We start from the raw sequence: 15,821 nt of genomic DNA, 5'->3' as shown, positions 1-15,821 counted from the left end.
TCAACCGCGGGTGGCCACAAGGACCACCCTTACGGGTATTGCCGTCAGGCTTTCTTGGTGTAGGCGCTGCACCAGCCCTTTACAGAGACCTGCTTGCCGCCAAAGATCGGACAGGGGCCCCATTCATCACCGGCCTTGCCCTGGAAAAGCTGGCAATTGCCGCAATCCTCGCCGGCAGCGTACTTGGTCTGCTTGGCCTTGTCGACCAAACTTGCATCGTGCTTGTAGCCAAGCGCCTGCGCGGTGGGGTCGTTTTCATCGACCTTTGCCGCATCCGCAAACGCTTGGCCCGTCAATGCCAGCGACGAGGCGAGGCCTATGCCGGAGATTAAAAAAGTGCGTCGAGATGATTTCATATTGAGACTCCTTGATATCCCATCGCGTTCGTCAGGCGATGGGTGTTACGTGGTTTTAAATACAAATCCCGGAAGTTACCGGGAGCCCAAATGCCTTCAGGCCTGTCCTTTTTCCAGCGCCCTTATGCGGCGCAGGGCGCCAAGCCGGCTTCCCACCTTATTTATAGTAGGAGTCTGTCCACGGGAAAACAACCAGCCGTAAAGAAAAAACCCGCTCAATGGGCGTAGAATATTTTTCATTACGCTCCTTTCAAGGTCTCTCCCATGAATGCCCGTGTCCCCGGCAGCGCTTTGCCTCACTCACTGAATCCAGACTCATTGCAGGGCTTTGTCGACGAAAAATGGGACCAGGAGATTATCCCGGCCCTGACCGATTACATTGCCATCCCGGCAAAAAGCCCCGCTTTCGATGCCAACTGGGCCGAGAACGCCTACATCGAACGGGTGGTGCGCGACGCGGCGCAATGGATCGAGGCGCAAAAGGTTCGCGGCCTGACGCTGGAGGTCGTGCGTTTGCCGGGCCGCACTCCCATCATCTATTTCGATGTGCCGGCCACACGCCGCGATAACGGCGATACGGTGCTGTTGTACGGCCACCTCGACAAACAACCCGAATTCACGGGTTGGCGCTCCGGGCTGGGTCCGTGGACCCCCAAGTATGAAAACGGCAAGCTCTACGGCCGCGGCGGCGCCGACGACGGCTATGCAACCTACGCATCGCTGACGGCCATCCTGGCTCTGGACAAGCAAGGCATACCGCGGCCGCGCTGCGTGGGCCTGATCGAAACCTGCGAAGAATCCGGCAGCTACGATTTGCTGCCTTACGTCAATGCCTTGCGTGATCGGCTGGGCAACGTGGCGCTGGTGGTGTGCCTGGACTCCGGCGCGGGCAATTACGATCAGCTCTGGATGACGACCTCATTGCGCGGTCTGGTCGCCGGAACCCTGGAAGTACAGGTGCTCGACGAAGGTGTGCACTCCGGCGACTCGAGCGGCGTCGTGCCGTCGAGCTTTCGCATTTTGCGGCACTTGCTGGACCGCCTGGAAGACAGCGCCACGGGACGCTTGCTGCCGCAGAGCTTTCATTGCGAAATCCCCGCCGACCGCCTCGAACAGGTGCAGGCCACGGCACGCATCCTGGGCGATGAGGTTTGGCGCCGCTTCCCCTGGAGCTGCGGTGCGGACGGCGGATTCGTGCTGCCCATGACCACCGAGCCCCAGCAGGCCTTGTTGAACCGCACTTGGCGGCCAACGCTCTCCGTGACAGGTGCCGAAGGCCTGCCGCCCCTGACCAGCGCGGGCAATGTGCTGCGCCCCCGCAGCGCCTTCAAACTCTCCTTGCGCCTGCCGCCGCTGATCGATGCGGTCGCCGCCGTACAGGAACTGAAATCACTGCTGGAAGCCGACGCGCCCTACAACGCCAGGGTGCTGTTCAAACCCGACCAGGGAGCCGCCACAGGCTGGAATGCGCCGGAGTCGGCCGCCTGGCTGAGCGCAGCGCTTGACGCCGCCTCGCAGCAGTATTACGGCGCGCCTTGCGGCTACATCGGCCAGGGCGGCACCATCCCATTGATGAGCATGCTGCAGGCGGGTTTTCCGAAATCGCAGTTCATGGTGTGCGGGGTACTGGGGCCGCAATCCAATGCGCATGGCCCCAATGAATTCCTGCACGTGCCCTACGGTAAAAAACTTACGGCGGCTGTCGCGCAGACAATTGCCGCCTTGCCGCTGTAGCGGCGGCGCTCTTTTACACGATCATTCGATGAGGCAACCATGACACAGCCATTCGAGGCAATCAAACTTGGCCAGCTTGAAATCAAGTATCTGGTCGATGGGGCCGCCCAGGCGGGCATGGGCGTATTCGAGTTGACGGTCCCGGCGGGATCGAACGTCCCGCCGCCGCACAGCCATATGAACAACGATGAATGCGTTTACGTTCTGGAAGGGACCTTGCGTTATTCGGTCGATGACGTTACGCGCGATCTGCAGCCAGGCGACTGCATGTATTCACCCAGGGGGTCGGTGCATGGATTCAGCAATCCTCACCGCGACTGCGCCCGAGCCTTGATCGTGCAGACCCCCGACATCGGCCCCCAGTATTTCCGCGACGTCGCCAATGTCATCGGCGCCGGCGGTGCCCCAGACCGTGCGCAGCTCATGGCAGTCATGACGCGCTATGGCCTGGTTCCCGCCGCACCGCGGGCCTGATCAACTCATTGCGGCTGTATTCCCGCCGCACGAATGACCGTTCCCCATTTCTTCAGGTCTTTCTTGATTTCCTCATCCATCTGATGCGGCGAGGTCAATGCAATGGCATACCCCTGATCCCGCATTTTTTCCGCCATCCCCGGCAAGGTCACGGCACGCGCCAGGGCCTCATTCAGCTTGCGCACGATAGCGTCCGGCGTTTTTTTCGGCGCCATCAGCCCGTACCAGATCTGAACATCGTATCCGGGTACCGCCTCGCTGATTGAAGGCACATCTTTCAGTGCTTCCACCCGCTTGGGGTCGGCCACGGCAAGGCCCTGCAACTTCCCGGCGGCAATAAAGGGTTCCGCGGAGTTGATCGCAGCCGATACCAACGGGATGTGCCCGGCCAGCAAGTCCGACAGCGACTGGGCGGAACCCTTGTAAGGGATGTGGGTCATTTTGATTCCCGTCATATGCATAAGCAGTTCCACCGCCAGGTGCTGCGGCGTTCCTATGCCCGGCGTGCCATAACTGATCTTGCCCGGATGAGCGCGCGCGTAATCGATCATTCCGGCCAAGTTCTTAAATGGAGCCGATGAATTGGTAACCAGCACGATCGGAGAGTTTGCAATGATGCTCACGCCGCGCAGATCGTTCTCGATGTCGACAGCCATATGCTTGTAGATATACGGATTGATGGTCACGTTGTTGACGGCCAGCAATAAGGTATAGCCATCGGCGGGTGCGCGGGCCACGGCTTCGGTGGCAATGTTCCCGCCCGCACCCGGCTTGTTCTCCACCACAATGGGCTGGCCCAGTTCCTTCGCCATATAGGCTCCGGCAAGGCGGGCGATCATGTCCGTTCCGCCCCCGGCGCCATAGCCGACAATCAGTCGGATAGGATGAGTGGGATACTCTTGCGCCTGGCTGAACCGGACTGGGCCCAGCGTTGCAATTCCTGTGAAAATCACAGCACACCAGAAACCTCGCTTCATTGTGTTCTCCTGATTCAAATGACCGCCCGACCAACGCGCTTGTACGACGATTCCCACCTATGCAATTCAAGGGTGATTCAACAGCCCTTGAATTGCGGCTTTCGTTTCTCCAAAAATGCTCGCACCCCTTCCACATGGTCGTGGCTCATCAGCGCAGTGGACTGAGCCCAGGCTTCGGCGTCCAGAAAACTTTCCAGCGACGGGGTGGATATTTGCTTGAACATTTTCTTGCCTACGCCATATGCGTAGGTCGGGCCCGCGGCCAACTTTTCAGCCAGTGCCTTGGCTTCCTGTTCCAGCACCGCATCGGGCGAGACTCGAGCCACCAAACCAAGGCCGAGAGCCTCGCTTGCCGACAACTTCCGGCCCGAAAGCACCAGCTCTTTGGCTTTCAACACACCCAGGTTCTGCGCCAGGAAGTAAACCCCGCCGCCATCGGGCGCCAGGCCCACATTCTTGAAGACTTGCGAGAAATAGGCGGTATCCGATGCGTAGATCACATCGCAGGCCATGGCCAGGCTCCAGCCTATTCCGGCCACCGCGCCGCGAACAGCGACCACGACGGGCTTTTCCATGTTCGCCAACCCCAATATCATGCGATGGGCCCGCTTGATTCGATCACGCGCCGACGCGACGGTAAAGTTGCCCATCGTCGTAATGTCGCCGCTGGCGCAAAAAGCGGGCCCCGCCGCACAGAGCAGGACGGCTCGCACTGAATCGTCGCGCCCAAGCTGTTCAAACAATTCGCCAAGCCGGTCCTTCATGGGCTCGGACAGGGCGTTGAGCCGATCGGGCCTGTTCAGCCGCACCACAGCAAGCGGACCTTCCCGCAGGTATTCCACAAATTCTTCCGCGCCGCCGACAATTGCTCCGCTCTTTTGCGTCATTTGCCTACTCCCCATAATTCCGGCGGCTTTGCATTGCTTCAATACCCGCCCGTACCTCAGCCATTGAAAAACAAGCCCGGCAAAAACGAACTCGGCTTGAGCTTTGCCGCGGAGTATAGGTCTAATATAATTATTGGTCAAACAATTAAATTATTCGATATTTTATAAGTATTGATAAAGTCGAGTGGTGAGCGCAGTTCCACTGTTACAATAAATTCAATGTGAAAAATAGGCCCATGAGCATCCGGCGTAGCCGTTTCCAAACCAAATGAGCCTGGCGGTCTGCGCCGACACAAGAGTCTGTTTTTGGGCTGGCATACGAATCTCGGGCATGCATACAGGAGACTTCAAGATTCCCCAAACAACATCACCCTTGGCCCCGTTTCGACACGCCAGCTTTCGCGCGCTATGGACCGCAACGCTGGCGTCCAACCTTGGCGGCCTGGTCCAGGCGGTCGGGGCCGGATGGCTAATGACAACGATCTCGGATTCGGACGATATGGTGGCCCTGGTGCAGGCGGCCACCACCTTGCCGATCATGATTTTCTCGCTCGCCGCCGGAGCGCTTGCCGACAATTTCGACCGCCGCAATATCATGCTGACGGCGCAAACCGCGATGATGCTGGTTTCAGCCGTGCTTGCGGTCTTTGCCATAGCCGGGCTGCTTACGCCGTGGTTGCTGCTGACCTTCACTTTCTTTATCGGCTGCGGCACGGCGCTGCATAATCCATCGTGGCAGGCCTCGATGGGCGATCTTGTTCCGCGAGAGGATCTTCCTGGGGCGGTAACGCTAAACAGCATGAGCTACAACCTCATGCGTAGCGTGGGCCCCGCCGTCGGCGGCCTTATCGTCGCGGTCGCCGGCGCAGCGTTTGCATTTGCCTTGAATGCGGTCAGCTACATTGCCCTTATCGTGGCGCTTGCGCGCTGGAAGCCACAACACTCGCCGCGCAGCCTGCCGCGCGAGGCGTTCGGAAGCGCCATCGCAGCAGGCCTGCGTTACATCGCCATGTCGCCCAACCTGGTGAAGGTGATGTTCCGCGGGTTTGTCTTCGGGCTTGCCGCGGTCTCGATCCTCGCGCTGTTGCCGCTGGTCGCACGCGACCTGGTAAAGGGCGGCGCCCTGACCTACGGTATCTTGCTGGGTTGTTTCGGTGCCGGCGCCATCGGCGGAGCATTGCTCAACGCGTGGGTGCGTGAACGCTGGAACAATGAGACGATCGTGCGCGCAAGCTTCCTGGGCTTTGCACTGAGCGCCGCACTGCTCGCATTCAGCGACAAAATGTGGCTGAGCTGTATCGCGCTATTGCCTGCCGGAGCGTGCTGGGTACTGGCCTTGTCGCTCTTTAACGTAACGGTACAGCTCTCCACGCCACGCTGGGTCGTCGGGCGCGCGCTCGCACTCTATCAGACCGCTACCTTTGGCGGCATGGCGGCAGGCAGCTGGCTCTGGGGCATGACGGCCGATGCCCAGGGAGTGGCCACGGCACTTATTGCCTCCGGCGTCGCGCTGGTCCTGGGAGCCATGATGGGGCTGCGCTTTGCCTTGCCGGAGTTCGGCACGCTGAATCTCGACCCCCTGAATCGCTTCAATGAACCGGAATTGCAATTGGACTTGAAGCCGCGCAGCGGCCCCATTCTTATCATGCTGGAGTACGAGATCGCGCAGGGCGATGTTCCCGCCTTCCTCATCGCAATGGCTCTTCGCCGCCGCATTCGCATCCGGGACGGAGCACGCCATTGGGCGCTTCTGCGCGACCTTGAAAACCCCCGCATCTGGACGGAAAGCTATCATGTGCCCACCTGGGTGGAATATGTGCGCCACCATCAGCGGCGCACACAGGCGGATGCCGAGGTTTTCGACAGGCTCCTGGCGCTCCACCGCGGCGCGGAGCCGCCGCGCGTGCGCCGCATGATCGAGCGCCAGACCGTGCCGGTACGGGACGACACGCCGCTGAAGGAACATACCGAAATCCCCTGATCGCCAAATAGCCCATGCACCAGCCAACCGCTCTTTTCATCCTGGGCCACGCCGGAACCGGCAAATCGTTCCTGACCCAATATTTCGTTGCGCAGCAACGGGAAAAAGGCCGTGCCTGGGGCGCCCTGGACAAAGACGTAGTCAGCGAAAGCTGGTCGGGCCGTTTGCTGGAAGCGCTCGGGCAAGCCCCCAACGACCGGGATAGCCCGCTGTTCAAGGAAAAAGTACGCGACCTGGAATACCTGAGCACGCTGCGTATTGCCAGGGACCAGCTTGCGCTGGGACTGGATGTGGTTTTCCCCGGACCATGGAGCCGGGAGTTGGCTTCATTGGCGTTGTTTTCAACGCAGGAGCTGGGGTTTCCTGCCCAGACGCGCCTTCGCCATGTCTGGCTGGAACTATCCTTGGCTGTGCGCAAAGAACGCCTTATTGCCCGGGCCGACCCGCGCGACCAATGGAAACTTGATCATTGGGAGGCTTATGTCGACGCGCTGAAACGACCTGCCTCGGTTCAAAATGGCAGTATCCCCATCATTGATGCGAACCTGCCTCTTGGCGAGCAAATCGGGATATTGGATGAGCTGGTTCATTGAGGCGTATGGGTGGTGAGGCGGAGAACCACCCGCCCTCTGCCAACATCCCCGAAGCGACGGCCAGCTCGCGTCAAAGACACGCTGCGCTTCACCCCGCCTAATCCCGCTCAATACATAAATCTGCAGCGCCAGTACCAAAAAGCCCTGCCAGAACGATTATCTGGCAGGGCTTTTCATCACAAGCTAGAATCGATAATTTTCCGGGCGAACTAAAACGGAATATCATCATCCATATCGGCCAGATTGGCCGGAGCGGCCTGCGGCGCGGCGGGGCGTGCGCCCTGGGCGGGACGCGGAGCGCGCTGTTGCTGCTGTTGTTGTTGCGGAGCCGAGCTGCTGAAGCCACCACCACCGCCCGCCCCCATGCCTTCGCCTTCGCGGCCACCCAGCATTTGCATCTGGTCGGCGACGATGTCGGTACTGAAGCGGTCGGCGCCGGTGTCCTTGTCTTGCCACTTGCGGGTTTTAAGGCGGCCTTCAACATAGACCGAGCGGCCCTTCTTGAGGTATTCGCCGGCGATTTCAGCCAGGCGGTTGTAAAACACGACCCGATGCCACTCGGTTTCTTCGCGCTTTTCCCCCGACGCCTTGTCTTTCCACTGGGAAGTGGTCGCAATGGATACATTGCAGATTGCCGCGCCGTCGGGGCTGTAGCGGACTTCGGGATCGCGTCCCAGATTGCCTACGAGTATGACTTTATTGACCGATGCCATGGCGATATCTACCGTAAAAATTTCACATAAAGCCTATTATCGACGATTTGCAGTCAAACGTGTAGCGAGCGGGTATTCGCACGAAGATACTTTCATCCAGCCAAGGCCACAGAAACCGCTTCCACCTTGCCATCAGGCCCGCATTAGTCCTGTCGCCCGCCAGGAAAAGGCCCTAAGCCCGCCCCTGTCCGTAATAATCGATGGCGCTTTTCTTGGCCAGGCCTATGACTTCCTTCAGGAACGGCGAATCGTTTTTCTTCAACCAGCTCATCATGATGGGTGAGGTGAAATCGGGCGCATCCAGTGCCAGGTAATCGATATCGTCCCGGTGCAGGCGGTGCACCGAGCCGGGCACCAGGGTAATGCCCAATCCGGTCGCCACCAGGCCCACCGCCGTTTGCATTTCATTGGTTTCAATGGCGATTTTAAGCACATGGCCATGTTTCTCCAACAGGCCGACAACATGGTCGGCATAACTGGGCCTGGGCTTGGCGGGATACAGGATAAGGGGTTCGGACAAGATGTCCTCCAGCCGCACCCGGGCATGCCGCGACAACCTATGATTCCGGGGCACAACAACCATCAAGGGCTCGTCCACGAGAACCAGGCGCTCGATTTCCGGATCCTCCAGCAATATGCGCCCTACGCCTACGTCGATGTGCCCGGTCTTCAAGGCGTCGAACTGCTGTACGGTCGTCATCTCCGCCAGGCCGATTTCAAACTGATCGTCCAGCGCAATCACCTGCCGAACGAAGGCGGGGACAAAGCCGTACAAGGTCGAGGGCACAAAACCTATGCCGAACCACTTCTTGCGCTTTTCGGCAATCCGCCGGGTTGCCACCGCAATATCTTCCAGCCGCCGGGACACCTGGCTTACCTGATCCAGGAAAAACCTGCCGGCGTCCGTCAGCCGTATCGATCGCCCCAGGCGCTCGAACAGTTCCGCGCCCAGTTCCTGTTCCAGTTGACGGATCTGGCGGCTGAGCGGTGGCTGGGCCATATGCAGGCGCGCCGCCGCCTTGGTAAAGCTGAGCTCCTCGGCTACGCACTGGAAGTAGCGTATTTGTCTGAGTTCCATAACCCATACCTATAAAGTATTCATAGCAACTTATTTGATCTTGGACAAAACCCACCAAAGCCTTAAGAATACTAAGCTCCGGAAGATAGCTCAATGCTTCTTTAAATTCCATCGCCCATTTTCCACTACTTTAAAAGTATGAAACCAAGCACCACCCTGCTTTCCATCGAAGCGATCATTGTCGATCTGCCGACCATCCGGGCCCACAAACTGGCCATGGCCGTCATGAACCGCCAGACGCTGGTCATCGTCAGGATCAAGGCTTCGGACGATATTGAAGGCCTGGGGGAAGCCACCACGATAGGCGGCCTGAGCTACGGAGCGGAAAGCCCCGAGGGCATCAAGCTGTGCATCGACCAATACCTGGCGCCGGCCCTGATCGGCAAGGATGCGCAAAATATCCATGCCGCCATGCAAGGCCTGGAAACGATCGCTCAAGAAAATCGCTTCGCCAAATGCGCGATTGAAACGGCATTGCTCGATGCCCAAGGCAAGCGCCTGGGGGTACCGATATCGACCTTGCTGGGAGGTGCAGTGCGTGAGCGCCTGCCGGTGCTCTGGACCCTGGCCAGCGGCGATACCCAAACAGACATAGCCGAAGCGCAGAGCCTGCTGGCCTCACGCCGGCACAATACCTTCAAACTGAAGGTGGGACGCCGCGGCATCCGGGAAGACGTGGCGCATGTAACCACCATCAAACAAGCCTTGGGCGACGATGTCCGCATAACCGTGGACGTGAACCAGGCCTGGAGCGAAGCGGATGCCGCCAAAGCCATCTCGCAACTGGAGGCTGCCGGCATAGACCTGGTCGAGCAGCCCATCGCCCGCGACAACATCGATGGCCTGGCGCGGCTTGCAAGCCGCTTTATCGTACCCATCATGGCCGACGAGGCCATCCACACGCCGGCCGACGCCCTGGCCATTGCCAAGAGGGGCGCGGCCGATGTCCTGGCGTTGAAAATCGCCAAGGCAGGCGGGCTCTACAACACAATCAGGACCGCCGCCGTCGGCGACGCCGCCGGCATGGCTTTGTACGCGGGCACCATGCTCGAGGGCAGCATCGGCTCGATAGCCGCCGCCCACGTATTCAGTACCCTGCCGCGCCTGGGCTGGGGCTCCGAACTGTTCGGCCCCCTGCTGCTCAAGGACGATATTGTCGTCGAGCGGCCCGAGTACGCCGATTTTTCACTGAAGGTCCCCACTGGCCCCGGCCTGGGAATCGCACTGGATGAAGACAAGCTGATGCATTACAGGCGTAAAGGCTAGGAGCCAGGAGACCCGGCTTTTGATTCGCCCTTTCAGAAAGTTTGAAACCACACCACACGTATTTGATATCTGGAGATAAGCATGAAATTCAACAACGCCAAAAGAAAACTTCTGGTCCTGGCCGCCGCCGCGACACTGCCATGGGCCCTGGGCCTGCCGGCCCAGGCCGCCGACTACCCGACACGCACTATTACCTGGGTGGTGCCGTTCCCTCCCAGCGGCGCCATGGACGTGATTGCCCGCACGCTGGGCGAGCAAATGAGCAAGGAACTGGGCCAGGCGGTTGTCATCGAAAACCGCCCTGGCGCGGGCGGCAATATTGGCGCATCGCACGTTGCCCACTCGAAGCCCGACGGCTACACCATCATGATCGCGGCCAATGGCATGGCCGTAAATCCGTCTCTGTACAAGAGCCTGAACTACGATCCCATCAAGGATTTCGAGCCCGTCTCCCTGCTGGCGTATGTGCCCAACATACTGGTCACGCAGGCAAGCCGGAAAGACGTCAACACGGTTGCCGATGTACTGGCTCTGGCCAAGGCCAACCCGGACAAATACACATTCGCCTCGGCCGGGGTGGGAACCTCTATACATTTGGCTGGAGAATTGTTCAATAGCCTGGGGCACATCAAGATGATGCATGTCCCCTACAAAGGCAGCGGCCCCGCCATGACCGATTTGCTGGGCGGCCAAGTGGATTTCATGTTCGACAGCATCACCTCGGCCAAGCCGCACATCCAGTCGGGCAAACTCAAAGCCATAGCGGTCACCACCAGCAAACGGTCGGCCACCTTGCCGGATGTTCCCACCGTTGCGGAAAGCGGCCTGCCGGGCTACGATCTAACACCCTGGTTCGCTACATTCGTGCCGGCCGGCACGCCGCCCGACATCGTTGCCAGGCTGAACAAGTCCATGCTCGATGCCATGAAAACGCCCAAGGTCCAGGCTACATTCAGTACCATAGGCGCCGAGGCGGTAGGGAGCTCGCCGGCCGAATTGAAGACGTACCTGGCTTCCGAAGAAAGCAAATGGAGCCGAATCATCAAGGAAGCCGGCATCCAGGCCAACTAACCGCACCCAGGAGAAGCGCCATGCTGTTCAAAGTTCAAATGACGGTGAACATACCCTTCGACATGCCGGCCGATACGGCCAATGCCATCAAGCTCGAAGAAAAGCAGTACTCACAGGCCCTGCAAAAATCAGGCAAATGGCTGCACATCTGGCGCGTCGTCGGCAAATATGAAAACGTCAGCATCTTCGATGTACAAGACAACGACGAACTGCACCAGATCCTGAGCGGCCTGCCCTTGTTTCCCTATATGGAAATGGAAGTCACGGCGCTTTGCAGGCATCCCTCGTCGATATAAGGCCATGCCTGGGAAGGCATGTCATCGGCCGGGGAGCCTTCGATTAAGGCCTTTGTGTTATCCGCCCTGATGGCTGCTCTTCCGAACGGGCGCCGGCATTTCGCAGGACGCGGGTAGGGGCGGCCATGGCGGCTGCCCTTCTGGTCAAGCCTGAAGCGCAATCAAAAATACCGGATCGGCTCAGCCATGCCCCTTGAAGCCGCGGGCAATCAGGAACCAGACAAAAGTCAGGGCGGAAGCCACCAGGAACACCTTGGAAGCGTCGCCGTACGAGGCCAGCAGGCCGCCCACCACCGCGCCCATGAATACGCCCAGGGCCTGGGCCGTATTGTAGAAACCCAGGGCCAGGCCCTTGAACTCGGGCGGAGCCACTCGCGACACCAGGGAAGGCTGCAGGGCTTCCAGAATATTGAAGGCAACAAAGAAACCCACAAACGTTGCCACCAGCGCCAGGAAAGCATGGCTGGCCAAGGGCATGAGCGCCAGCACCACGACCAGGCCCGCCACTGAAACCTCCAGCGCGACTTTATGCGCGTGGCGTGTTTCAGCGTAGAACACGGCCGGCACCATCAGCACGAACGAGAGCAGAATCACCGGCAGATAGACTTCCCACAAATGCGCCGAGTCGTAGCCGCCCAGGCGGGCCAGCAGGCCGGGCGCCACGATGAAAATCGACATCAGCACAAAATGCAGGCAGAACACCCCGAAGTTCAGGCGCAGCAGGTCGGCGTGAGCCAGGACGTCGCGCGGCTTGACCTGCACGATAGGGGCTTTGGCCAAGGGCACGACCGGCACGACAAAGGTGGCGATCAGCAGGCACACGAAGCCCAGCAGGCTGATGGCCCAAAACAGGCCCGACAGGCCAAACTCACCGACCAGCAAAGGCGACAGCACCAGCGATGCGGCAAAGGAAATGCCGATCGAACCGCCCACCATGGCCATGGCGCGAGTGCGAACTTCAGGCCGGGTTGCATCGGCCAGCCAGGCCGTGATGGCGGCGGAAATGGCGCCCAGGCCCTGAACCACACGGCCGGCAATAATCCAGTTGATATCGTTGGCCAGGGCGCAAATCACCCCGCCGGCGATGAACAGCAACAAGCCGAATACGATGACGGGGCGGCGACCGTAACGATCGGACGCCATGCCCAAGGGAATTTGCATCAGGGCCTGCGTCAGGCCGTAGGCGCCCAGCGCCAGCCCGACCTTGGCGGCATCGTTGCCCCCGGGTATGGTGTGCGCCGCCACGGCAAAAACAGGGGTCAGCAAAAATAGTCCCAGCATGCGACAGGCAAACAATAGGGCCAGCATGGTGCTGGCGCGCCGTTCGGTGGGGGTCAGCTTTAGCCTGAGACGCTCGGATTTGCCCGGATGAGGGGTATGGTGGGTCATGAAAACTCTTCTTTGAAAAACAGGGTCCTGCGCACTGCCTGAAGTGCCCGAACCCATGCGCCCTGCGCAAAGATCGGGACTGCGCGCTATAGTAGCAAGTTAGCCTTTGAAATACCTGAAAGAACCAGATGGACGCGATTCGCATCCGGGGCGCCCGTACGCACAACCTGAAAAACATCTCCATCGACCTGCCGCGGCGCAAGTTGGTAGTGGTAACAGGGCTATCCGGATCCGGAAAATCGTCGCTGGCGTTCGACACGCTATACGCCGAAGGGCAGCGCCGCTACGTGGAAAGCCTGTCGGCCTATGCCCGGCAATTCCTGCAGCTAATGGACAAGCCCGATGTAGACTTGATCGAAGGCCTGTCGCCGGCGATTTCGATCGAACAGAAGTCGGCGGGCCACAATCCGCGATCCACCGTAGGCACGATTACCGAAATCCACGATTATCTGCGCCTATTGTACGCGCGGGTCGGCACCCCTTATTGCCCCGATCACGGCCTGCCGCTGCAAGCTCAAAGCGTGAGCCAGATGGTCGACAAAGTCATGACCTGGGCCGCAGATACCCGTCTGGCTATCCTCGCCCCCCTGGCACGCTCACGCAAAGGCAGTTTCGAAGATGAATGCGCCAGCTTGCAGGCGCAGGGCTTCGTGCGGCTGCGGGTGAACGGCGAGATGATCGAAATCGATCAACTCACCCCGCTTAAAAAAACCGAGAAGCACGATGTGGACGTCGTCATAGACCGGCTGCGCATCAAGCCCGAAAGCCAGCAACGCCTGGCCGAAAGCTTTGAAACAGCCTTGAATCTCGCGGAAGGCCGGGTGCTTGCCCTGAATATGGATACCGGCGAAGAACAGGCTTTTTCCAGCCGCTACGCGTGTCCGGTTTGCCATCACAGCCTGACCGAGCTGGAACCGCGCCTGTTCAGTTTCAATAATCCCGTGGGCGCCTGCCCCGCCTGCGACGGCCTGGGCCATGTTGATTTTTTCGACCCGAAGCGCGTCGTCGCCTTTCCCGAACTCAGCCTGGCAAGCGGCGCGGTGCATGGCTGGGATCGCCGCAATGCCTTTACCCATACACTGCTGACCAGCCTGGCCGCGCATTACGGCTTCGATATCGACACGCCTTTCGAGGAGCTCGGCGCCGAAGTGCGGCAATGTGTGCTGTACGGTTCGGGCGCGGAAGAAATCCCGTTTTTGTACTTGAACGAAAAAGGCCGCTCGACCGTCAAGAAACATGCTTTCGAAGGCATTATTCCCAATCTTGAGCGGCGCTGGCGCGAAACCGACTCGAACGCCGTACGCGAAGACCTCGGCAAGCTGCGGCACACCAAAACCTGCCCCGACTGCGGCGGCTCGCGCCTGCGCACCGAAGCGCGCCATGTGCTGATCGGCCACGAGGTGGGTACGGCCCAACGGCGTGGCCGCGCCATTTTCGAAGTCGAAGCAATGCCGCTGTCGGCGTGCCTGGCCTGGTTCCAGGCGCTCGAGCTGACGGGCGCCAAAAAGGAAATCGCCGAGCGCATTGTGCGTGAAATCGAAGCCCGCCTGCAGTTCCTGAATAATGTCGGACTCAATTATCTGTCGCTGGACCGCAGCGCCGACACGATTTCGGGCGGCGAGGCGCAGCGTATACGCCTGGCCAGCCAGATCGGCTCGGGCCTGACCGGCGTCATGTATGTGCTGGACGAGCCCTCGATCGGGCTGCACCAGCGCGACAATGACCGCCTGATCGAAACCCTGCAGCATTTGCGCGACCTGGGCAACAGCGTGATCGTGGTCGAACACGACGAAGACATGATACGTTCGGCCGATTTCGTGATCGACATGGGCCCCGGGGCCGGCGAACACGGCGGCCGGATCGTGGCGTCCGGCACGCCGCAAACCCTGACCGAAAATCCCGATTCCCTGACCGGCCAGTACCTGAGCGGAGCGCGGCGCATCGAAATACCGCTCCGGCGGCCGGTCAACGACGGGCTCGACTGGCTGTATCTCAAAGGCTGTACCGGCAACAACCTCAAGGCGGTCGATCTGGCGCTCCCGGCCGGGCGCCTGGTCTGCATTACAGGCGTTTCAGGCTCGGGCAAGTCCACCCTGATCAACGATACGCTGGCCACCGCCGTCGCCCAGCAACTGCATCGGGCCCAGACCGAATCCGCGCCTTACGAATCGCTGGACGGCCTGTCGCATTTCGACAAGATCATCAATGTCGATCAGAGTCCTATCGGGCGCACGCCGCGCAGCAATCCGGCCACCTATACCGGCATGTTCACGCCAATACGCGAGCTCTTTTCCAGTGTTCCGGAGTCGCGCACACGCGGCTACGACCCGGGGCGCTTTTCCTTCAACGTCAAGGGCGGGCGCTGCGAAGCCTGCCAGGGCGATGGCGTCGTCAAAGTCGAAATGCATTTCCTGCCCGATATGTATGTGCCTTGCGATGTGTGCGGCGGCAAGCGCTACAACCGCGAAACCCTCGAGATCCGCTACCGCGGCCGCACCATCAGCGAAGTGCTGGACCTGACCGTCGAGCAGGCGCTGCTGTATTTCGAGGCCGTGCCCACGGTGGCGCGCAAGCTGAACACGCTCATGGATGTAGGCCTGTCGTACGTGCGCCTGGGGCAAAGCGCCACGACGCTGTCGGGCGGTGAGGCGCAGCGCGTCAAATTATCGCTCGAGCTGTCCAAGCGCAGCACCGGCCGCACCCTTTATATCCTGGACGAACCCACCACCGGCCTGCATTTCCAGGATATTTCGCTGCTGCTGGAAGTACTGCGTCAACTGGTCGATGCCGGCAATACCGTAGTCATTATCGAGCACAATCTGGATGTCATAAAAACGGCAGACTGGGTGATCGACATGGGTCCGGAAGGCGGCGACGGGGGCGGGCGCATCGTCGCGCAAGGCACTCCTGAAACCATCGCCGCCACACCGGCCAGCCACACCGGGCGCTACCTGAAGCCACTGTTGGGCGCCCACCTGCCGGCCTGAACGGACAGGCCCAAGGGCG

Annotated in this window: 14 protein-coding genes; 8 read left to right on the top strand and 6 right to left on the bottom strand. The window is 60.1% G+C overall.

Going from position 1 to position 15,821, the window contains the following annotated elements:
• Positions 1-44: 44 nt before the first annotated feature.
• Positions 45-356 carry a high-potential iron-sulfur protein gene (locus LSG25_RS16845; RefSeq protein WP_232742041.1) on the bottom strand — a complete coding sequence of 104 codons (312 nt, stop codon included), beginning with the start codon at positions 354-356 and terminating at the stop codon, positions 45-47.
• Between the two features lie 264 nt (positions 357-620).
• Between LSG25_RS16845 and LSG25_RS16840 the strand changes: the two genes are divergently transcribed.
• Complete coding sequence (locus LSG25_RS16840; RefSeq protein WP_232742040.1) at positions 621-2,090, top strand: M20 family metallopeptidase; 1,470 nt, start codon at positions 621-623, stop codon at positions 2,088-2,090.
• A 39-nt stretch (positions 2,091-2,129) separates the two neighbouring features.
• On the top strand, positions 2,130-2,564 hold the full coding sequence (locus tag LSG25_RS16835) for a cupin domain-containing protein (protein ID WP_232742039.1): 435 nt from the start codon (positions 2,130-2,132) through the stop codon (positions 2,562-2,564).
• A 5-nt stretch (positions 2,565-2,569) separates the two neighbouring features.
• Here the strand turns inward: LSG25_RS16835 and LSG25_RS16830 are convergent, their stop codons facing one another.
• Both LSG25_RS16830 and LSG25_RS16825 read right to left on the bottom strand, forming a co-directional pair.
• A complete protein-coding gene (locus tag LSG25_RS16830; protein ID WP_232742038.1) occupies positions 2,570-3,541 on the bottom strand; it encodes a tripartite tricarboxylate transporter substrate binding protein in 972 nt (323 codons plus the stop codon).
• Between the two features lie 77 nt (positions 3,542-3,618).
• On the bottom strand, positions 3,619-4,428 hold the full coding sequence (locus tag LSG25_RS16825; RefSeq protein ID WP_232742037.1) for an enoyl-CoA hydratase/isomerase family protein: 810 nt from the start codon (positions 4,426-4,428) through the stop codon (positions 3,619-3,621).
• A 331-nt stretch (positions 4,429-4,759) separates the two neighbouring features.
• On the opposite strand from LSG25_RS16825, the gene LSG25_RS16820 reads away from it, so the two are divergent.
• Positions 4,760-6,409, top strand: a complete 1,650-nt coding sequence (locus tag LSG25_RS16820; RefSeq protein ID WP_232742036.1) for an MFS transporter — start codon at positions 4,760-4,762, stop codon at positions 6,407-6,409.
• A gap of 14 nt (positions 6,410-6,423) precedes the next feature.
• Positions 6,424-7,002 carry an AAA family ATPase gene (locus tag LSG25_RS16815; RefSeq protein WP_232742035.1) on the top strand — a complete coding sequence of 193 codons (579 nt, stop codon included), beginning with the start codon at positions 6,424-6,426 and terminating at the stop codon, positions 7,000-7,002.
• Positions 7,003-7,211: 209 nt separating this feature from the next.
• Here the strand turns inward: LSG25_RS16815 and ssb are convergent, their stop codons facing one another.
• Together ssb and LSG25_RS16805 are read right to left on the bottom strand one after the other, a co-directional pair.
• The gene (ssb, locus tag LSG25_RS16810; protein ID WP_232742034.1) at positions 7,212-7,715 is read right to left on the bottom strand and encodes a single-stranded DNA-binding protein; all 504 of its coding nucleotides are present in this window, start codon (positions 7,713-7,715) and stop codon (positions 7,212-7,214) included.
• 172 nt (positions 7,716-7,887) lie between these two features.
• Entirely contained in the window at positions 7,888-8,793 is a 906-nt protein-coding gene (locus LSG25_RS16805; protein ID WP_232742033.1) for a LysR family transcriptional regulator, read from the bottom strand.
• Between the two features lie 138 nt (positions 8,794-8,931).
• Here LSG25_RS16805 and LSG25_RS16800 point away from each other — a divergent pair, with 138 nt between their 5' ends.
• The 3 genes from LSG25_RS16800 (at position 8,932) to catC (ending at position 11,426) form a co-directional block, all read left to right on the top strand.
• Entirely contained in the window at positions 8,932-10,059 is a 1,128-nt protein-coding gene (locus LSG25_RS16800; protein WP_232742032.1) for a muconate/chloromuconate family cycloisomerase, read from the top strand.
• An 81-nt stretch (positions 10,060-10,140) separates the two neighbouring features.
• A complete protein-coding gene (locus LSG25_RS16795) occupies positions 10,141-11,130 on the top strand; it encodes a tripartite tricarboxylate transporter substrate binding protein (RefSeq protein ID WP_232742031.1) in 990 nt (329 codons plus the stop codon).
• Positions 11,131-11,150: 20 nt separating this feature from the next.
• A complete protein-coding gene (gene catC / locus LSG25_RS16790) occupies positions 11,151-11,426 on the top strand; it encodes a muconolactone Delta-isomerase (RefSeq protein WP_232742030.1) in 276 nt (91 codons plus the stop codon).
• Positions 11,427-11,606: 180 nt separating this feature from the next.
• Here the strand turns inward: catC and LSG25_RS16785 are convergent, their stop codons facing one another.
• Positions 11,607-12,815 carry an MFS transporter gene (locus LSG25_RS16785; RefSeq protein ID WP_232742029.1) on the bottom strand — a complete coding sequence of 403 codons (1,209 nt, stop codon included), beginning with the start codon at positions 12,813-12,815 and terminating at the stop codon, positions 11,607-11,609.
• Between the two features lie 128 nt (positions 12,816-12,943).
• Between LSG25_RS16785 and uvrA the strand changes: the two genes are divergently transcribed.
• Positions 12,944-15,802 (top strand): excinuclease ABC subunit UvrA, encoded by a 2,859-nt coding sequence (uvrA, locus tag LSG25_RS16780; RefSeq protein ID WP_232742028.1) that lies wholly within the window; start codon positions 12,944-12,946, stop codon positions 15,800-15,802.
• Positions 15,803-15,821 lie beyond the last annotated feature (19 nt).

The sequence above is a fragment of the Paralcaligenes sp. KSB-10 genome, from assembly GCF_021266465.1.
GTDB lineage: Bacteria > Pseudomonadota > Gammaproteobacteria > Burkholderiales > Burkholderiaceae_B.
This window is presented reverse-complemented; position numbering and strand designations above follow the sequence as displayed.